The organism is Streptosporangium brasiliense (genome assembly GCF_030811595.1).
GTDB lineage: Bacteria > Actinomycetota > Actinomycetes > Streptosporangiales > Streptosporangiaceae > Streptosporangium > Streptosporangium brasiliense.
The window spans coordinates 1,557,933-1,577,285 of sequence record NZ_JAUSRB010000002.1; the positions used below are offsets into that span (position 1 = coordinate 1,557,933).

At 68.2% G+C, this 19,353-nt stretch carries 18 protein-coding genes and 1 pseudogene; 15 read left to right on the forward strand and 4 right to left on the reverse strand.

Annotated elements, in window-relative coordinates; all coding sequences use genetic code 11:
* Positions 1-44 precede the first annotated feature (44 nt).
* From J2S55_RS15730 to J2S55_RS15770, 9 genes are all read left to right on the forward strand, one after another.
* A complete protein-coding gene (locus J2S55_RS15730) occupies positions 45-1,187 on the forward strand; it encodes a radical SAM protein (protein ID WP_306861218.1) in 1,143 nt (380 codons plus the stop codon).
* Positions 1,188-1,386: 199 nt separating this feature from the next.
* Complete coding sequence (locus J2S55_RS15735) at positions 1,387-2,202, forward strand: hypothetical protein (protein ID WP_306861220.1); 816 nt, start codon at positions 1,387-1,389, stop codon at positions 2,200-2,202.
* A gap of 690 nt (positions 2,203-2,892) precedes the next feature.
* On the forward strand, positions 2,893-3,738 hold the full coding sequence (locus tag J2S55_RS15740; RefSeq protein WP_306861222.1) for an alpha/beta fold hydrolase: 846 nt from the start codon (positions 2,893-2,895) through the stop codon (positions 3,736-3,738).
* A gap of 500 nt (positions 3,739-4,238) precedes the next feature.
* Positions 4,239-4,622, forward strand: a complete 384-nt coding sequence (locus J2S55_RS15745) for a plasmid replication, integration and excision activator (RefSeq protein ID WP_306861224.1) — start codon at positions 4,239-4,241, stop codon at positions 4,620-4,622.
* Positions 4,623-4,759: 137 nt separating this feature from the next.
* A complete protein-coding gene (locus tag J2S55_RS15750) occupies positions 4,760-6,193 on the forward strand; it encodes an FtsK/SpoIIIE domain-containing protein (RefSeq protein ID WP_306861226.1) in 1,434 nt (477 codons plus the stop codon).
* The gene (locus J2S55_RS15755; protein WP_306861228.1) at positions 6,190-6,465 is read left to right on the forward strand and encodes a hypothetical protein; all 276 of its coding nucleotides are present in this window, start codon (positions 6,190-6,192) and stop codon (positions 6,463-6,465) included. Before J2S55_RS15750 ends, J2S55_RS15755 begins: the two co-directional genes overlap by 4 nt.
* Positions 6,455-8,083: a replication initiator gene (locus J2S55_RS15760; RefSeq protein ID WP_306861230.1), complete on the forward strand. Its 1,629-nt coding sequence runs from the start codon at positions 6,455-6,457 to the stop codon at positions 8,081-8,083. Before J2S55_RS15755 ends, J2S55_RS15760 begins: the two co-directional genes overlap by 11 nt.
* 402 nt (positions 8,084-8,485) lie before the next feature.
* Positions 8,486-8,932, forward strand: a complete 447-nt coding sequence (locus J2S55_RS15765) for a hypothetical protein (protein WP_306861232.1) — start codon at positions 8,486-8,488, stop codon at positions 8,930-8,932.
* A gap of 22 nt (positions 8,933-8,954) precedes the next feature.
* A complete protein-coding gene (locus J2S55_RS15770) occupies positions 8,955-9,377 on the forward strand; it encodes a hypothetical protein (RefSeq protein ID WP_306861234.1) in 423 nt (140 codons plus the stop codon).
* 571 nt (positions 9,378-9,948) lie between these two features.
* On the opposite strand, the gene J2S55_RS15775 is transcribed toward J2S55_RS15770, so the two are convergent.
* Positions 9,949-11,466, reverse strand: a complete 1,518-nt coding sequence (locus J2S55_RS15775) for a recombinase family protein (protein WP_306861237.1) — start codon at positions 11,464-11,466, stop codon at positions 9,949-9,951.
* Between the two features lie 60 nt (positions 11,467-11,526).
* Between J2S55_RS15775 and J2S55_RS15780 the strand changes: the two are divergent.
* From J2S55_RS15780 to J2S55_RS15795, 4 genes and pseudogenes are all read left to right on the forward strand, one after another.
* Positions 11,527-11,817, forward strand: a pseudogene (locus J2S55_RS15780) (ATP-binding cassette domain-containing protein); the annotation flags it as partial.
* A gap of 35 nt (positions 11,818-11,852) precedes the next feature.
* On the forward strand, positions 11,853-12,185 hold the full coding sequence (locus J2S55_RS15785; RefSeq protein ID WP_306861239.1) for an ABC transporter permease: 333 nt from the start codon (positions 11,853-11,855) through the stop codon (positions 12,183-12,185).
* Positions 12,176-12,550: an ABC transporter permease gene (locus J2S55_RS15790; protein ID WP_306861241.1), complete on the forward strand. Its 375-nt coding sequence runs from the start codon at positions 12,176-12,178 to the stop codon at positions 12,548-12,550. Before J2S55_RS15785 ends, J2S55_RS15790 begins: the two co-directional genes overlap by 10 nt.
* Before the next feature lie 508 nt (positions 12,551-13,058).
* Entirely contained in the window at positions 13,059-13,718 is a 660-nt protein-coding gene (locus J2S55_RS15795; protein WP_306861244.1) for an HNH endonuclease family protein, read from the forward strand.
* A gap of 47 nt (positions 13,719-13,765) precedes the next feature.
* On the opposite strand, the gene J2S55_RS15800 is transcribed toward J2S55_RS15795, so the two are convergent.
* A complete protein-coding gene (locus J2S55_RS15800) occupies positions 13,766-14,449 on the reverse strand; it encodes a lysoplasmalogenase (protein WP_306861246.1) in 684 nt (227 codons plus the stop codon).
* 531 nt (positions 14,450-14,980) lie between these two features.
* On the opposite strand from J2S55_RS15800, the gene J2S55_RS15805 reads away from it, so the two are divergent.
* A complete protein-coding gene (locus tag J2S55_RS15805) occupies positions 14,981-17,176 on the forward strand; it encodes an MMPL family transporter (RefSeq protein ID WP_306861249.1) in 2,196 nt (731 codons plus the stop codon).
* Here the strand turns inward: J2S55_RS15805 and J2S55_RS15810 are convergent.
* The gene (locus J2S55_RS15810) at positions 17,158-18,009 is read right to left on the reverse strand and encodes an SDR family oxidoreductase (RefSeq protein WP_306861251.1); all 852 of its coding nucleotides are present in this window, start codon (positions 18,007-18,009) and stop codon (positions 17,158-17,160) included. The genes J2S55_RS15805 and J2S55_RS15810 overlap by 19 nt on opposite strands.
* Before the next feature lie 170 nt (positions 18,010-18,179).
* Positions 18,180-18,485: an antibiotic biosynthesis monooxygenase gene (locus J2S55_RS15815; protein ID WP_306861253.1), complete on the reverse strand. Its 306-nt coding sequence runs from the start codon at positions 18,483-18,485 to the stop codon at positions 18,180-18,182.
* A 92-nt stretch (positions 18,486-18,577) separates the two neighbouring features.
* Here J2S55_RS15815 and J2S55_RS15820 point away from each other — a divergent pair, with 92 nt between their 5' ends.
* Positions 18,578-19,057, forward strand: a complete 480-nt coding sequence (locus J2S55_RS15820) for a MarR family winged helix-turn-helix transcriptional regulator (protein WP_306875438.1) — start codon at positions 18,578-18,580, stop codon at positions 19,055-19,057.
* Positions 19,058-19,353 lie beyond the last annotated feature (296 nt).

The following is a 19,353-nucleotide window of genomic DNA, read 5'->3' on the forward strand; positions in this document are numbered from 1 at the left end:
CCCCGTCGAAGGCCGCCGGTCGGCGGGACTAACAACCGCAACAAGTGAACAACCTGGAGGGCGACATGACCACCATGCACAAGCTCATCGTGAGTCCGTTCCTCGGCGAGTACGTGGTGCTCCGGCCCGGAAGTCCTGGAGGTTTGAAGATCTCCGAGGGTAAGTATCGGGAGCTCGCGGAAGCCGCGTCGTCGCCTTCGTGGTTCACCGATGCCGTCTCCGCGTCCTGGGGGTACGACCTCTCCGGGAGTTCGTTCGCCGAAACGGTGCTTATCAGGCCGGAGTCTCCTTACGGGTATGTCCGGGCGACGTACGAACTCAACCTGGGCTGCAACTACGAGTGCGAGCACTGCTACCTCGGGCTGAAGAAGTTCGAGGGACTGTCCTGGCCCGAGCGGGAAAAGTTGCTCTACATCCTGCGTGACGCCGGGGTGTTATGGCTCCAGCTCACCGGTGGCGAACCGATGATCGACAAACTCTTCCCCGAGGTGTACGGCCTGGCCTACGAACTCGGCATGATGCTGACCATCCTGTCCAACGGCTCCCGCCTGGCTAACCCGAAGATCCTGGAACTGCTGACCACCCATCGGCCGCACGACATCACCCTCAGCATGTACGGCGCGACTGAGGCGAGTTACGACGGGCTGACCCGTCGCCGGGGTGCCTACCGGCTGTTCACCAAGGGTCTAGCGGCGGCGCGTGAGGCCGGTCTGCCTCTGAAGCTCAGTCTGATCGTGACCAACACGAACAAGGACGAGCTAGAACAGATGCAGGCGATGGCTGACGCGTGGGGGATTCCGCACGACGCCTTCGTGAACATGTCTCCGACGATCTACGGCGGTCCGGAGACCCTGCCAACGCAGTCGATGGAGCATCTGCGCAAGCGCAAGCCGTTCACCGGCTGCCATGCGGGCCACACCTTCTTCCATGTCGACCCGCACGGCATGGCCAGCATTTGCAAGATCGGCCGTGATCCGCAGATCCCGCTCATGGACGAGGGCGTCGAAGGGCTGACCCGGCTGGGCGCTATCGCGGACTCCCTGCTGCTGCGGCAGGGCGGGTGTACCGGCTGCACCCTGAGCGGTTCGTGTGGGACCTGCATGCCGCTCGTCACCCTCTACCGCAAGGCGAAATCGCCTCTGCGGAACTACTGCCAGCACCAAGAAAGAGAGGAGGTGAAAGCCTGATGACCGCTGTTTCCGTCGAAATCGGGGCAAGACCCGTCGACAAACCAGAGATCGAGTTCATCGCGGACCTGGACATGCTTGTTGACTCCAACAAGTGTTCCTGCTCTGCCGGTGACGACGCTCCGTACTAGAAGGTGCTGAGGTGAGGGCCGCCCTACGATGGCGTGGGGCGGCCCTTCGGCGTGAGGAGTGGAGAGTTATGGCGGTTGCGCGCATCCACTGGGACGATCTCCCGAACGAGACCAGGGCTGCCGTCGAGAAGCACACAGGCTCGGTGTGGTCGTCGCAAACGGTGTCGGAAGGGCTCAATTCTGCGGTCGCGGCGCTGCTGGACACCGTCTCGGGCAAGGTGTTCATCAAAGGGCTGCACCGAGACTATCCCCGTCGATGGACCCAAGACATGGAAGCAATGATCAACCCGCACGTCCACGGTCTAGCGCCTCGCCTGCTGTGGCGGGTCGAAGGCGAGTGGGATGTTCTCGGATTCGAGGCCGTCGACGGCCACCACGCCGACTTCGGGCCCGGATCATCGGATCTTCCCCTGCTTGTCGGCACCATGATGGCGCTCGGGAAACTCTCCTGTCCCAATCTGCCGATGAAGGTCGCTGAGCATCGCTGGCGGACGTATGTGGCTGCTCCGGAGGAGTTGAAATGGTTGAGGGGTGATCGGCTTCTGCACACCGACTACAACCCGGTCAATGTCCTGATAGCCGATGGCAGAGCCCTGCTCATTGACTGGGCATGGCCTACCCGAGGGGCCGGTTGGATCGATCCGGCGTGTCTCATCCTGCGCCTGATGGCCGGGGGCCATACCGCAGAGGAAGCGGAAAGAGTTGTCGCGCAGACGCCTGCCTGGTCGAGTGCTCCCGAGGAAGGCATAGAGGTCTTCGCGCGGGCGAACGTGAGGCTATGGGATGAGATCGCGGGCAACGATTCGGCTCCCTGGATTAAGCGGATGACACGTGTAGCGCATGAATGGCTGGAGTATTGGGCCTCAACGGACAGGCTTGGTTGAAAGGAACGTGGGCACGGAGGCTCGCGCGGGGTAGGACAACTCTGCTCTACGGGGAGACGGGAGCACCGAGCGGTGTGGCCGGCGGAATGACCGCAGGTCACCCGTAGGGCGACCGCGAGGGAGTTCGGCCGGCGACACTGCGGCGGAAAGTTGATCATGGCCGGTCCCGCGGCCTGGGGTTAAAAGATCTTGGTTGGGTGCTGTGGCCGGGAGAACGGCACGGCGCCCCCTGAATCTGAGCGCCAATCTTTCGGCAACTTGAGCCCTGTCATCGCATGATGGCGGGGCTCTTGTCGCGTCTGATTCGGGTGGCCTTGGCGGCGGCGCGTACTTCGGTCGGCGGGTGCGGTTGGCTGCGGCGGGCGGGGTGGTGCGGCGGGCGGCGGGGTCTGCCCGTTCCGCCGGGCGGGCGCGGGCCGGGACCGGCCCCCAGGCCGCATGCCCGGTCCCGATGTCCGCGCGGCGTGGGCGGGCACGCCGCGCCGTGCGGCGGCGCGGAGCGCTGCCGCCTTGATATCTATAAGAACAATTCGGCAATGTGTTGCGGTGGTGTTATGCCCTGTATCGCTTGACGCTGTGACTTCGGCTGATGCTTTACACCCCATTGGCTGCCCTGGTTTCCACAAGGTGAGCCGTGATCTTCATGCATGAGTGAGGTGGTAGACCCTTGCGTGAGTCAGACTGGCCGATGTGGAGCAGACAGTGATTACCGACGACGGGTGTCGGCTGTGGGCAGTTCGTGTCGGCCAGGGCGATCCAGTCGTGTTCTGCCACGGTGGTCCGGGACTGTGGGAGACCTTGGGCGAGGTGGCCCAAATGCTCTCATCAGTGGCCACCGTGTATCGGTGGGATCAGCGGGGATGCGGCCGGTCTGAGCGTCTCGGCCCCTACTCGATGGCGCGGTCAGTGGCGGATCTGGATGCTGTTCGCCGCCACTTCGGGCTGCTGCGAATGACCGTGCTAGGCCATTCGTGGGGAGCGCAGCTCGCGTTGCAGTACGCGTTGGCCTACCCGGAGCGAATCACCAGACTGATCTACGTGTCCGGGACCGGAATTGATCCGGAGTCGACGTGGCACTCCGCCTATGAGAGGAACCTGCGGACTCGTCTGGGTGAGGGCCTGGAGCGTTGGCAGGAGCTGAAGCGGCGGGAGAGGACTCCTAGGGAGGATCGCGAGTTCGCGGTGTTGCAGTGGTCGGTGGACTTCGTCGATCGCACCCTGGCGCTGAGTCACGCGGAGCAGATGGCCACGCCATGGCTAGGGGTGAACTTCGAGTGCAACCGTGTGCTCAACGCCGAAACTAAGCGGTCCCTGGAAGGGAACACACTGACGTCAGTCTGCCGCACGCTTGATGTGCCCACCCTCATCGTGGACGGCAGCGAGGACATCCGGCCCCGCTGGGCCGTCGACTCGCTGCAAGACGCGCTTCCGCAGGTATCGAGGGTGACTCTTCAAGGCGCTGGACATCTGCCATGGACGGAAGATCCTCATGGTTTCCGGTCGGCGGTTGCTGGCTTTCTGACAACGGATGTATAGCCGCACGATGGGTGACGTCGACACGGGGCAAGTCTCGCTGTTGGTCACCGCATCTATAGCTGACCTTGTGAAGCTGGGGCCTGGCCTATCTGTCCAGCAAGACAGGACAGGTGCGGTGGTGTTATGTAGGCCGGTCGCCCGATAATGTGACGCAGATCACAAACAGCCGTATTGGTAACGGAGTGGCCTGCGGGTCGGGAGACCTCTGGGCGGACAGTGTGCGCCTAGGTGCACGTCAGGGGCGGAATGCTCCCATTGGGGCGCGAGGTCACGGCGCAACCGACCTTGACAGCAGCGATTTAGGACAGTCGTATATCACAGTAAATGCATTTGTGTGGCGATTCCGTGCGGAACTTAATACGTCATTGATTCGTTTAGCAGGTACCATAGTCACTCCACCGAAACGGGAGGCGTTGCAATTGGCTTTACAGGGTCCGATCCCTGTATCCCATCACCTAGTGTTCCCTCACGGCTGTTATGTCGTGGGTGAAGTTAGCCCGGTGCTCGACTTTGAGGCGAGTACCCCGGAAAGGCCGGTGCCCGCTCGCGATAAGGCGACGGGTGAGCTGATGTGGTCGGTTCCGGTGATGGATGCCGACCCCACGGTCAAGGCGGCTGCCAAGTCGGTCGCGGTGAAGATCATCTCCCCTGTTGAGCCGGTGATTCCTCCGGTTCCTCCCGCGCTGGCAGTGGTGGGGGTGTCGTTCGTCCCGGTGGAGTTCGACGGCCTGATGGTCGTCCCCTGGGTCAACGGCAGTAACCGGCTGGCGTATTCGTTCAAGGCGCGTGGGCTGCGTGGGGTGGCCCTGCCTGACGGCGCGGCGGGTAAGGGCAGCGCTCGGGACGCTGACGGCGCGAAGCGCGGTAACCCGATAACGCAGTAGCCGGTTAGGCGCGGGCCGCTGGATCAGCAATTCCGGTGGCCTGCGCTAATCGCGCCATTTCTCAAATTACGGCTGCTAGGCGAGGGCAGCCGAATTCACGAATTCTTTCGGGGTCATCAGAGAGGGTGGCTTAGTTCGTGCTGCGCAAAATGCCGGGGGCAGAGGTTCAGGGGGTCGTCTCCACGACTCCGGACACGTCGGTGGTGTTCTCGCCGATGGTCGTCAAGACTCCCGCGATCGTCGTCATCGTGGTCTGGCTGTGGCGGCTGGTCGCGGGCCTGGTCAAGGCGGTGTGGCGGCATCCGGTCGCCTGCGTGCTGACCGGGGGGACAACGACGCTGGTCTCCCTTCTGGGCTGGCAGACGGCGGTGATCGTCTGGGGAGCGGGAGTGAGCGTGGTCTCCTCCTGGGCGGGGCTGTGGCCTGCGGCGGGGATGCGCTGGGTGGTGTGGCCTGCGCTGAGCTGGTGGCGCTGGGTGTGGGTCTACCGGCGTAAGTGGCGCTCGGTGGTGGCGGTGGCCGGGCTGGGCCGGGTGGTGCGGGGGCGCGGATATGCCCCTGATCTGGTGCGGGTGGTGTCCGATCGGTGGGTCGACCGGGTCACGGTCAAGATGCTGGACGGCCAGAGCGATGAGGAGTACGCCGACGCGTCCGGGAATCTCGCACATGGGTTCGGCGCGGCGGGCTGCCGGATCTCCTCGCCGAAACCGGGCTGGGTGGTGCTGACCTTTCCTCGGCGGGATGCCTTGGCGAAGGTGGTGGCCGCGCGACCGTACCCGGATGCTCCGGTGGTCACCACGGTGGATGTGGGGATGGGTGAGAACGGCAGGCCGTACCGATTGCAGGTGCACGGCACGCATGTGCTGATCGCCGGGGCGACCGGTTCGGGGAAGGGCTCGTGGTTGTGGTCGGTGGTGCGGGGGCTGCTGCCCGCGCGGCAAGTGGGCCTGGTGCGGCTGTGGGCGCTGGATCCCAAGCGGATGGAACTGTCCTTCGGTCGGCCACTGTTCGATCGGTACGCGGCGACCCCGGAGGACTGCGCGGAGATGCTGGAAGGCGCGGTGAAGGTCATGCAGGAACGGGCGGACCGGTATGCGGGGGTGCGGCGCTCGCACGTGCCGACCGAGCGTGATCCGTTCATCCTCGTCATCGTCGATGAGGTCGCGTTCCTGACGGCCTATCAGCAGGACAAGGCGCTGCGGGCGCGGATCATGGCGGCGCTGGCGACGCTGACCACGCAGGGCCGGGCGGTCGGGGTCGGTGTCATGGCGGCGTTGCAGGACCCGCGTAAAGACGTGCTGAGCATCCGCAACCTGTTCCCCGATCGGGTCGCGCTGCGGCTGGATGAGCCGGAACAGGTGGACATGGTCCTCGGCGACGGGGCGCGGGATCGGGGCGCGCTGGCCGATCACATCGCCCGTGACCCTGCCGACCCCAGCGTCGGCGCGGGCGTGAGTTACGTGCGGCTGGAGAACGCCCCTGATCCGATCCGGGTCCGGGCGGCCTACGTCTCCGATGACGACATCCGCCACATGGTCCTTCAGTACTCGACCGTTAGTGAGGCTGTGTGACTGTCTCCATCGTTCTGTACGGGCTGAACTGCTCGCTGTGCGGAGAACCCGATCAGCTCTGGCAAGACCTGGTCCGGGGTCTCATCGAGTGCCGGGCTTGCGGGGCGCGGGCCTTCGCCGCTGACGGGGACATCGATCACGAGGAGTTCGACGGCGCGGAGGTGGCGGCCGAAGCGCTGGCCGTATGGGGCTTCGACGGCACGGAGTTCGACGGGGCGGGGCTCGACTTCGACGGCGGGGAGTCCGAGGTCGGGGGTTTGCTTGACCGCTGAGGTTGAGCGGGGGCCGCGTGTCCTGCGGGATGCGCGGCTCCTGGCCCGTGAGGTGGCCGAGCAGGTAGCGATCGACAACGGGGTGTGTATCCGGCCGGTGCCCTATAAGCGGCTGGACTCGCTCACCGGTCTTACCGAGGTGGTGAACGTCGCGTGCGGGGCGACGCTAGAGAGCAAGTGTCCGCCGTGTGCCAAGCGTAATCGTCAGGTTCGGCGGGCGCAGTGCCGGGAGGGCTGGCATCTGGAGGCCGAACCCGTCGCGGCGGCGGTGGAGGCGAGCGAGGATCAGCGGTGGCTGATCGAGTTCCGGGCGAACCTGCAAGGTCAGCGGGATGAGGCCGAACACGCGGGCGCTGATGCGGCTGTGGCTGACCTGGACGCGGCGATCGACGCCGTTGACGCCGAGATCAACGCGGCCGGGATGTCGGGCAACGTGCTGGGGCGCACGGCCGGGCAGCGGTCCCGCTCGACGCGGCGGCGGCAGGATGCGCCGGACCTGCCTCGGCGGGTCATGCGAGACACAACGCTGGGGCGGACGTTCACCGGATCGGACGGCAAGACCTACCGGCCGTCGATGTTCGTCACGCTCACGCTGCCCTCCTACGGGCGGGTACGTGGTGGTGTGCCGGTCGATCCGAGCACGTATGACTATCGGCGAGCGGCGCGGGATGCGCTGCACTTCTCCAAGCTCGTGGACCGCTTCGTGCAGAACTTGCGCCGGGTCGCCGGGTATGACGTGCAGTACTTCGCCTCCGTGGAGCCTCAGAAGCGGCTAGCTCCTCATCTGCACATGGCGATTCGGGGGACGTTGCCGCGTGCGGAGATGCGGCAGATCGTGGCGGCGACGTATCACCAGGTGTGGTGGCCTGCGGCGGATGAGGTGGTCTTTGACGGCGAGCATCGGCCGGTGTGGTCGGCGGGCGGGTACGTCGACCCGGTCTCGGGTGAGGTGTTGCCGACGTGGGATGAGGCGCTGGATCGGCTGGACGCTGATGAGGACGCCGAACCTCTGCATGTGGTGCGCTTCGGTGCTCAGTTCGATGTGCAAGGGGTGCTGGCAGGCAGCAAAGACGCTGATCAGTGCATCCGCTACCTGAGTAAGTACCTGACCAAGAGCCTGGGCGACCCGATCGGGGACGGTGGCGATGGTGCGGCGCGGCGGGCGCATGCGGCGCGGCTGGTGGAGGCGCTGCGCTTTGAGCCGTGCTCGCCGGGGTGTGCGAACTGGTTGCGGTATGGGGTGCAGCCGAAGAACGCCAGAGCGGGGTTGATGCCGGGGCGGTGCCGGAGCAAGGCGCACAAGCCGGAGCACCTGGGTTATGCGGGGCGGCGGGTGCTGGTCTCGCGTAAATGGTCGGGCCGGACCATGGGCGAGCACAAGCGGGACCGGCGCTCGTGGGTGCTGGCGGCGCTGGGGCTGGATGAGGCGTCGGCCGACCCGCATCGGTATGTGTGGCAGCGCGCGGCGACGGGTGATCCGGATGTGGGCTCTGCTGCGCTGCGGCTGCTGCGGGAGGTGGCGGCCCGTCAGCGCTGGCGGGCGGAGCTGGAGCGGCTGAGAGCGCGGGCCGATGCGGCCGATATGGCGGGCCTGAGCGGTTCGGCAGTGGCCGGATGACAGATCACACGGGATGGATCAGGGAGGTATCGGGATGAGTGGTCACCTGGTGGCGGTGGCGGGAATCGTGGCGTGCTTCGCGGTCATGGATCTGTTCCACAGGGCGATCAAACGAGACGAAAGGTGGACGTCGAAGGAAGCGCGGCAGGCCAAAGCGGCGGGCAAGGCGCTGAAGGCGCAGCAGGCACGGGAGGCGTGGCGCTCACGCGGGACGGGGACCTCTGGTCCCTTCGGATAGTCGGCGCTGCGGGAAACGCGGTGACAAAGAGCAGAAATCCCCTGTTTCACGGGGGAAAGTGAGTCCACCAGCGCAGACGGCCGGCGTCAATGCGAAGCACCCGAAGGGCCTCGAAGAGGTTGAGGCCGGCGGTCTGCGCGGCAGGTCAACAGTCTGGAGGGTTCATGGGTTTTGTTCGGGTCGTGGTGCCGTCGGAGCTGTGGATGATGCTGCTGGGGGCGGTTTTGGCGCTGCTGCTGGTGGGCTGGCTGATCCGGTTGGATCTGGCACGGCGGGCGCTGAGACGCAAAGCGGCTGGGGTCTTACCGGAGGGCGGGGCGGATCACGAGGCGCGCGAGAACGGTGCGCCGTGGCCGGTGCATGCCTATCAGGTCAGCACGGTCGATGCGGGCGGGCGGGAAAGTGAAGTGCAGGAATGGGCGCTGCCCTGGCCACAGGTGCGCGGGTGGGCGGAGGAGATCTCCAAGCGACCGGACATCCGGGAGGCATGGGTGACCTATGACGACCCAGCAGCTCGGATGACCACGGCGTGGACCTGGGCCGGTGGCAGGCAGACGGGCAAGACGGCGTTGCCGTGGAACTGGAAAGGCAAGCTGCGGACGCGTAGGTAGCAACACGACTGGCGGAGGTGTCATGAACACGGTAGGGATCTTGGCGGGGGCCTTTGTCCTGCTGGCGGTTGGCCTGTTCATTCTCGTCGTGCGGGCGCAGAGAGGGGCCGCCAGTGACGAGATGGCCTACAGCGGCGCTTACCTGGGGCATCGGCCCATGGGGATGATCTCGCCTGAGGCATCGGTGATCTATGCGGTCGGTACCACCATGGTGGACGGCACCGAGGGTATCGGCGGGGTACTCAATTCCACGTGGGAGCAGACCTCGGACTGGGCGGTGGTGCAGTCGCAGCTTCCCGGGGTGGCTGAGGCGTGGGTGAGCCGGGCCGATCACGATGGGCGGATCGTGCGGACCTGGATCTGGGCCGATGGTGTGCATCTGCGCAGAACAAGTAGCGCGGTGGGTGAGCTGCGCCCGATGGATCAGCCCTCGGCGGAGGAGTAGCGCGCCGGGAGGACGTGCGGAGCACCTTCGAAGGTTCGGGCGGGTGGGCGGGATGCGGAGAGAGGGAGGGGCAGAAAGCGGCGACGACAGAGCGTGGGCAGAGGGAACGGAAAGTACAGGGGGACGGATCGCGGCACGGGGCGGGGGAAGTGTCGGATCTGCTGCGGGGTGAGGGTCGCAGGGAAAAGGGCAGCGCCGAAGGCTCCGACTCTGCTTGTGAGGGTGAAGGGGCACCGTTAGCGCCGACTCCAGCCACGACGGACCTTCGGGCGGGTGGGCGGGCCGAAGACGAGGCGGGGCAGGGGTCACCCCCTGTTGGTGATCTTGGTTCGGGGGGCGGGAGCAACGCGGACAGACCGGGACGCCGTTCCCCGCGCGCCCGTAGGGCTCCACGAGGAATGAGCCACGATGATCTACGCGCGTATGCGCGGGCGCTGATCGCGGACTGGCCCGCGCTGACGCAGGAACAGCGGGATCATCTGGCCCTGGTGCTGCGTAGCGGTCGTTAGAGTGAGCCTCGGTGCGCCCCTGCCGTCTAGGACTCGGCGGGGGCACACCGGTGTGTGCGGGCCTACCGGGGGCTACTCGGCTTGACTGGGTCGATCCGTACGCGGTCGGTGATGGGCACGCGCCTGCCTCGCCCGATCGGCTGCAACGTCACAGCCATGATCGACTTGATGACCTCGCGCCGTTGGGTGTGCCCCAACGACTTCCAAACCTTCAGGGCTTCCTCCTCCGACTCCACCCCGGCGAAGGGAGCCAGCGGATCGGTTGCACTCTGGGTGGCCTCGGCGAACCGGCGTTCTAGCTCCTCAATCCTGGCCTGTAGTTTCTTCGCCCGGCGAAGGTATTCCGGGCGTTCCACGATCCCTAGGTCACGATCTTCCCCAAGCTGGGCCTTACGTTCGCGGATCACCGCCAGTTCCGCCCGGATCTTGCCCACGTCGGTGGTGCCCTGAGACGGCTTGATCAGGTCGGCCGCGTCCCGTGCGAGGATGACCACCGCGAGCGCTTCCACGAAGTCGTCAAGATCGGCTTTCGGTGCGGTCGCGTGCGGACCGGGAGCGCGATTAGAGCCCCCCTGACAGGCGTACACCGGCCGGTCTTTCTTCCCGCTCGATCCCGAGACGCGGACCACTGCGCCACACGGGCAGGCCGCGATGCCGGACAACAGGTGATGGGGCGCAACGCCGGGATTCGTCCGCCGGTGCGGGTCGGTCAGCTTGCCCGTGATCACCCAATGCTCCTCCGGGGTCACGATCGCCTCCCACGGCGCGACGCCGATCACGTCTTCCGGCGTGTAGGTCTTGCGGCCCTCGCCCGGCTTGTAGACCATGAGCGCGGCGTTGCGGGGGCGCAACAGCACATCGCGGACGGTCGGCGCGATCCATGGCCCCCCGTCGGCCGCCATGATCCCTTCAGCGCGAAGATCACCCGCGATCCCCGCCAGGGTCGGACCCTTCGGCGTGCCGAACGCCGGGAGCAGAACCACATCCGCCATGCGCCGGATAACGGCTATCTCGGCGGGGATCGGGGTCTCGCCGTCCGCTTCGAACCCGTACGGCCGTCGCCCGCCGCCGAACCGTCCCTCTTCGGCCTGACGTTGACGAGCCCGGCTCACGCGCCGCGCGGTGTCCTTGCTCGACTTGTTGGCCACCGCGCACATGATCCGCGCCATCGTGATCCCGGCGTCGCTGGTGAGCTGGCATGACCCCGTCAGGCTCTCGCACGTGACGGCGAACTTTGAAGCTTCCACAAGGTCAATCAGGTCTTCGAGATCGCGCGGCTGACGGGCAAGCCGGTCAAGATCGAGCACCACTAGGACGTCAACCTGACGGGTCGCCAGAAGATCAAGCCCTCGGCGGAACTCCGGCCGTACGGTCCGTAGCTCGCTCTGGCCGTTCGGAAGCTTAATCTTCCGGCGCTTGAACGCGCTGGTGTCGTTCTCGACCAACACGTGATCTTCGCTGAGTGACCAGCCTCGGCGAGCGACGAACGCGCGCATGTCCTTGACCTGGTCGTCCACACCGGCCGTCTCCCCGTCGTCCGCGTCGCTGATCCTGGCGAGGATGGCCGCTCGCTTGCTCATGTCCGCTCTCCCGTCGTGTTGACTGCTTGGTTCCATTTTACGTGGAAGAAGCGTCATAATTCAGGGTTGGGCAAGACCACCACCGTCCAGATCCTCTCCACCCTGATCCCCGCCGACGGCGGCGCCGTCCAGGTCGCCGGCCATGACCTGGCCCGCAGGCCGGACGACGTGCGCGGCGCGATCGGCGTCACCGGCCAGTACTCGGCCGTCGACAAGCTGCTCACCGGCGAGGAGAACCTGCTCCTCATGGCCGACCTCAAGCACCTGTCCCGCAGGGACGGCAAGCGCAGGGCCACCGAACTGCTCGCCCGCTTCGACCTGGTCGACGCGGCGCGTAAACCAGCCGCGACGCCTACGTCAACTACGTCGTCCCCGGCATCCTGCTCATGGCGGCGGCCACCGCCGCGACCGGGACCGCCGTCATGGTCGCCACCGACATGACCGAAGGCATCATCGCCCGTTTCCGCACCATGCGGATCTCCCGCGCCTCGGTCCTCACCGGCCACGTCGTCGGCAGCGTCATCCAGCAACTGCTCGGCATGGCCGTCCTCATCGGCATCGCCCTCGCGGTCGGCTTCAGCCCGGACGCCACCGCCGCCGAGTGGCTGGCCGCCACCGGCCTGCTCACCCTGTTCGCCGTGGCCGTCACCTGGCTCGCGGTCGCCCTCGGCCTGAAGTCCCCGACCCCGAGGCCGCCGGCAACGCCCCGATGCCCCTGATCCTGCTGCCCTTCCTCGGCAGCGGCTCCGTCCCCACCGACTCCATACCCACCGCCCTGCACTGGTTCGCCGAATACCAGCCCTTCACCCCGATCATGGAAACCGTCCACGGCCTCCTCCTCGGCACCCCGATCGGCAACAGCGCCGCCATCGCCGCCGTGTCCTACCTCTGGCCTCTGGGCCAAGAACACCTTCAACCAGGCCAGACCATGAAACCGGCCGAACAGGGCCGTCGGACCAGTGGGTCTGACGGCCCTGAGCCTTTTCCCGGCCGGGGATCGCGGGAGACTTCCTTCCGCCCGGCGACGGCCAGGCACCGGGGCGCGCGGCGATGCGTCGCCCTTGAGACCGCCGTCGTTGCTTGAGGACCCGACCGAGCGGTTGGCCTGACCGGCTCTGACAGGCGCTGAGAGCGTGTGTCAGCCCGTGATGCGCGTGGTGTCAGCGGTCACCGGCATCGTCTTGCCCATCGGGAGGGACGGACCGCCCGAGGCCACCTGACAAGGAGAACCCCGCCATGATCGCGTTCGCCGCGGCGCTGCAACTGCTCATCGCGCTGGCCTTCCTGAGCATCCCGCTGGTGCGTCACCGCTACGGGGGCGACGCGAAGGCGAACTGAGCGGGGGTGGAGGCTGATGGGTGCAGGTCGCCCTGCTCGGTCCGGTCAGAGCCTTCTCCGATGAGGCAGCGCCGATCGGCATCGGCGGTGTCCGGTTGTGAATGTCGCAGGCCAGGCTCGCCCTTGAGGCGGGCCGTACGGTCTCCGGCGGCCTGCTCATCGACCGGCGATCCGGGCCGGACGGCTGCGGGCCCGCAGGCGGCTGCCGTCGGGGGCGTCCCCGCCGGCGGGGAATGCCTGGTATGGGTGGAACCATGGTCTTCTTGAGGCGGACGGTCCGAGTCGCCGTACTTACCCTTCTGGTCACCCCGATCATCGCCGTCACCACTGCCTCGCAGGCGGCGGCCGACGCGCGCAAGCGGCCACAGGCCGATGCCGGGGCGCCGGCCCGCCGCATGCTGGCCCAGCTGAAAGTCGCCGGTCCATTGTCGATCCGTGGTTACAGCCACCGGCGGTTCCAGCCCCGATGGGCGCACCACAGGGGCAGGTGCGACGCACGAGAGGTGGTCCTGGCCCGCGACGGGCGACGGGTGCGCAGGAACGCGGCCTGCCACCCGGTCAAGGGGGTCTGGTACAGCCCATACGACGGCAAGTGGTTGAAAAGCGAGAAGCAGGTCGACGTCGACCACGTCGTGCCGCTGGCGTACGCCTGGCGCTCCGGCGCCAGCAGATGGAGCCAGGCGCGGCGGCGCGCCTTCGCCAACGACCTCACCCGCCCCGAGCTGGTAGTGGTCAGCCACTCCGTCAACATCGCCAAGGGTGCCCAGGGGCCGCAGAGCTGGCGGCCGCCACGCCGCAGCTACTGGTGCCGCTATGCGACCTCATGGATCACCGTGAAGCATCACTACCGGCTCTTCGTGACCCGGGAGGAGAAGGTGGCCCTGCTCAACATGCTCCGCACCTGCCGAAGGTAGTGATTCCGCGTCGGCGGTGATGAGGACCGCGGACGGCGAGGTCCGGGTCAACCGGCCGCGGTTCCTCCGGGCACCGCCCGTGGCGGCGTTGGACGCCCCTCCTTCCGGAGTTCCTGCCGCCGGAGCGCGCCTGAGGCCAGGAGGTACTGGGCGGCGATGTAGGTGGTCATCACCAGCGGACCGTGCAGCGGGAGGTCGATCCCGGCCAGCCCCAGCGCGATCAGCCCGTCCGAGAGCAGGAACAGCGCGCCGCCGGCTCCGGTCCGCCGGCCGTGCCAGGCGGAGGTGACGGCGGTCGCGGTGAGGATCAGGGAGTAGACGCCCACGGGGATCCGCAGGTCGCCCAGGCGCGGCCAGAGGGCGGCGACGAGGACCAGCCAGAGCACGCCGTACCCGATGAGGACCGCCCACCGCCGCCCGCCGCCTCCCCCTCCCCGCAGGAAGCGGCCGCCTCCCCGCAGGAAGAACGTCACGTAGCACACATGCGCGACGGCGAAACAGACCATGCCCGCGACGAAGAGCCCGTCGATCTCGAGCGCGACGTCTCCCGCGGCGGAGGCGAGCAGACCCGCCGCGACCAGCCGTGGGCCGCTCCGGCTCAGCAGCCAGGCCGCCAGCAGCGGCATCAGCAGCGCCTTGCTCACCCACTCGACCGTGGTCAGGCCCGTGACCAGGGACAGCAGGTGGAGCGCCGAACAGGCCCAGAAAGCGGTCAGCAGATTACGGGACACGGGCGGATCCCTCGGCCGTGGGCGCGAGGCCCGACAGGACGTCGAACGCGGGTCCGCCGATTCCCATGCCCGCACTTGCCGCGGCGCCCTTGGCGGAGCGGCCGGGTCCGCCGCCGTCCGGATGCGAGCGGCAGGAAGGGATCTCCGGCACTGTGTGCGGGATGAATCCGGGTGCGGCCCGCAGAACGACATCCGGGATATTGGGCATGGCGGGATACTAGCGAGTAACTTACCGATCCGGTAAGAGCCGCCCAGCCTCCCTTCCGGTCCGGTAAGAGCCGCCCAGCCTCCCTTCCTGGGCCGCCGTCGACCTCGGGGCGGCGGAGTGATCGGCGCCACCGACCAGCCGGGGCCGGCCTCGCCGAAGTCCGGCGACGCCGGCATGACCCCGGCGACTCCCCGATCCCGCTCCGGCGACTCCTGATCCCGCTCTGGTGACTTCCTGATCCTCGCTTGCGCTGTCCGGCCCACAGAGTAGATAGTTCTCGTACCGATAGCGAAACTATCCACTATCTATTTAGGGGAACAGGGATGCTTGCAGCGTTGGGACGGCTGGCGGGACGGCGCCGCTGGTGGGTCGTCACCGCCGCGGTGCTGTTGGCACTGCTGGGCGGCGTCTGGGGGACGGGGACCTTCGGCGCGCTGACCGGCGGGGCCGGGTTCGACGACCCGGGCAGTGAGTCGGTCCGCGCCGACGAGCTGCTGGCGGGCCCCCTGGGCCGGTGGTCCGCCGATCTCGTCGTGCTCTACGACAGCGAGAACGCCACCGTCGACGACCCCGAGTTCGCCGGCCCCGTCCGCAGGGCCCTGGACGGTGTGCCACGCGAGGGCATCGCGCGCCTGGAGTCGTACTGGCCGGCGAAGACCGGGCAGTACGTCTCCCACGACCGCCACGCCACCTACGTCACCGTTCAGTTCGCCGAGGACGGCGACCGGGAGCAGGTCGCCGAGCTGGCCAGGATCAAGGCGCGGTTCCAGGTGCCCGCCGCGTCCGGGATCACCGTCAGGTTCGGCGGCACCGTGGCCATGACCGAGCAGGTCAACGCGCGGACCGGGGGCGATATCGCGCGGGCCGAGATCCTCTCCGTGCCGGTCCTCCTGGTGCTGCTGCTGGTCGTCTTCCGCAGCGCCGTGGCGGCCGCCCTGCCGCTCGCGGTGGGCACGACGGTGGCGCTCGGCTCGCTGGCCGTCCTGCGGGTCCTGACCGCGTTCACCGAACTGTCCAGCTCCGTGATCAACGTGATCACCATTCTCGGGCTGGGGATGGCCATCGACTACGCGCTGTTCATGGTCGGCCGGTTCCGGGAGGAGCTGGCCGCGGGGGCCGGCGTGGACGAGGCCGTGGAGCGCACCACCGCGACCGCCGGGCGGACGGTGGCCTTCTCCGGCCTGGCCGTGGCGATCTCCTTCGCCGGTCTGGCCCTGTTCCCCTCGCGTTTCCTCAGCTCCATGGGGTTCGCGGCGGTCTCGGTGGTGGTCTTCGCGGTGATCGGCTCCCTGACGCTGCTGCCCGCCCTGCTGCGGTTCGCCGGGCACCGCATCGACGCCTGGCGCGTCCCGCTGCCACGCCCCAGGGCCCGGGCCGCGGTCTCCGGGCGCGGGCGCTGGTACCGCATGGCACGCACCGTGATGCGCCGCCCCGTGCCGGCCACCGCCGTGCTCGTACTCGTACTGGTGGGGCTGGGGGCACCGGCGCTCGGGGCGAACTGGGCGCGTCCGGCCGACTGGGTGCTGCCCGCGGACGCCGACGCGCGCGCCGTCACCGCGCAGCTCCGGCAGCGCTTCGACCGCGATCCGGCCAAGGTGGTCACCGCCGTGGTGACGATGCGTGAGGCCGCCGACGGGCAGGACTCCCGTCAGCGGCTGGACGCCTACGCCCGGCGGCTCGACGCGGTGGACGGCGTCGAGGGCGCGGCCGTGACCGGGACCCATGGATCGCTGGCCCGCCTCACCCTCTCCTACGCCGTGGACCCGATGTCCCCCCAGGCCCGTGACATGGTCGCCCGGCTCCGGGCACAGGACCCGCCCGCGGACGCCGAGGTGCTGTTCACCGGCATGCCCGTCTCCCGGGTGGACATCGTGGACATGATCGGTGCGCGGGCGCCGTGGATGGCCCTGTTCGTCAGCCTGGTCTCGGCCGCCGTGCTGTTCCTGGCGTTCCGTTCGGCGGCACTGCCCCTGGTCACCGTGTTCATGAGCGGGCTGTCCCTGCTGGCCGCCTTCGGCGTGGTCACGCTGATCTTCCAGGACGGCGTCGGGGCGGCGCTGCTGGGGTTCGAGCCGATCGGCGCGATCGACGCGAACTTCCCCGTGCTGATCGTGGCCATCGCCTTCGGGCTGGCCATGGACTACCAGGTGTTCATGCTCTCCCGCGTGCGCGAACACTACGAGGCCACCGGCGACCCCGTGGAGGCGGTGGCGGTGGGCGCGCAGCGGACCGCCTCCGTGATCACCAGTGCCGGCCTGCTGCTGGCCGTGGTGGTCGGTGGGTTCGCCGCTTCGTCGATCATCTTCATGAAGATGATCGGTGTCGGGCTGGTCCTGGCCGTCGCGATCGACGTCTTCCTCGTCCGGGCGCTGTTGCTGCCCGCCGTCCTGGGGCTGCTCGGCCACCGGGCATGGTGGCCCAGGTCTCCCGCGGCCGGTGCGGGCGGGATCGGCGCGGCAGCCCGGACCGGGGCCCGGCTGCCCGCCCGACCAGGCCAGGGTCACGCAGCGCGGAGGTGAGCGGCGTGATCGCGGGCGAACTCGGCGAAGGCGCGGGCCTCGCGGCCGACCACGTCGGGGAAGTCCGTGGTGGTGAAGTCGCCCCAGCCGCCCGCGTAGGCCCTGCCGTACTCGACGCTGACCGCGGCGATCCACTCGGGCACACCGAATCCGATCATGGACTCGTAGACCTGCTCGTCCGGAAGGGGCTGGTAGGTGATGGGGGCGCCGAGCACCGGTCCCAGGGTGGCGGCGGCCTCGTGCAGGGAGATCGCGGCCGGGCCGGTGAGGGTGTAGGTCTTGCCCGCGTGGGCCCGGGGGGCGGTCAGGACACGCGCCCCGAAGTCGGCGATGTCGCGGACGTCGATCAGGCCCAGACGCCCCTCGCCGAGCCCGCCGTACAGGACGTCGCCGTTCACCGAACCGAGCAGGTTCTGCATGAAGAAGTGCGGCTTGATGATCGTCCAGTCGATGCCGGAGGCCCGCAGCTCGTCGTCGGACAGGGCGTGCAGGCGGCCGTTGCGGGTGGGGGCGTCGTGGGCGGCGCCGACGGCCGACAGGCGCACGATGTGCCTGACCCCGGCCTGGCGGGCGGCCCAGACGGCGTTCATACTGGCGTGCGGCGCCTGGGGGCCCATCGCGGTGAGCAGCCACAGGGTGTCGACGCCGGAGAACGCCTCGGTCAGCGTGTCGGGCCGGTCCAGGTCGCCGACCGCCACCTCGACGCCGGGCAGCGCCGGAGCCTTGACCGGGTCACGGACCAGGGCGCGTAGCTTGACGTCGGGGACGGCGCTCAGGGACCGGAGCAGGGCTCCGGAGACGTTGCCGTTGGCGCCGGTGATCAGGATGGTCATGGCAGTGGTCCCTTTCATGGTGTTCCGCGGTCGGGTGGCAGCCCGGCCGGTGGTGTTCCGCAGTACGGCCCGGTCCGTGGTGTTCCGCGGTCCGGTGGCAGCCCGGACGGTGACCGAGCCGCAGTGGGCGGCGGCGCCGCTCCCGGCGGTCAGCCGCCTTCCTCGGCCGGTCAGGCGCCTTCCTCGGCACCTTCCTCGGCACCTTCCTCGGAGCTGACCAGTGCGTCGATCGCGGCGAAGAAGGCCGCGATCCCCGGCAGGTTGGCCCCCTTGGCGCGTGAGGCCGCGAAGTCCTCCGACGAGCGCCAGTCGACGATGTCCAGCCACTCGTCCCCGGCCAGGCGGATCAGCCGGGCGCCGAGGAACCCCGCGCGGTCGGCGCGGAAGTCCGCCAGCATGGCGGGCCGCGCTTCCAGCAGTGCTCCGGCACGGTCCGGCGCCACCCGGAAACGAGTGATCTCCACGGTTGCCGTCATCGCTCTCTCCTGTCTCGGTGGTACGGCTCGACCATATAGTAAAAATTAGTGACCATCAAGATTGGTGACTAAATTAGAGTGAGGGGGTGGAGATGACGCGGAGCGCGCGCAAGCAGGCGGAGCCCGACCTAGGCATCCTGGCCGGCCAGGTCCTGTTCGCCATGCAGAAGGAGCTGTTCGAGACTCTCGCCGAGCAGGGACACCCCCGGCTGCGGCCGCGGCACGGTGCCGTGCTGGCCTATCTCGACGCGGAGGGCAGCCGCGCGACGGAGCTGTCCCGGCTGTCCGGCCAGCACAAGCAGGTGATCGGCACCCTCGTCGACGAGCTGGTCGAGCTGGGCTACGTGCGCCGTGAGCCCGACCCGGAAGACCGCCGGGCCAAGCTGGTGGTCCCCACCGCGCTCGGGCTGGACGAGATGACCCGTTCGGACGCCATCATGGCGGCCATCGAGCGGCGCCACGCGGCGGCCGTCGGCGAGCAGGTCTACGCCGACTTCAAAAACATTCTTCAGGAGGTCGCCCGGCTCCAGATCGGCTGGCGCGCGACCGGCGCCGACGCGGCCGACCGCTGAAAGGTCAGCGCGGCACCGCCCCGGCCGTCCCGCCCGATCGCCCGGATTGCGGGATTGTCGGTGGCGGCTGGGATAGTCAGAGGGTGGTTCACACTTCCTCCCTCCTTCCCTGTCACGTCCGGCACCTGCCCGGCGGCGTGGTTGAGCTGATGCCGATCGTCATGCCCATGAACCTTGATCCCGCCCAGCGGCGGGCCCTCGCGGCCGAGCTCCTGCGCGGGCTCGACGGCGAGGACTACGCGCCCCACGCGCGCCGCGGCCTGGAGCTGTGCAACGCCTGAGTGGCCCGTGGCCAG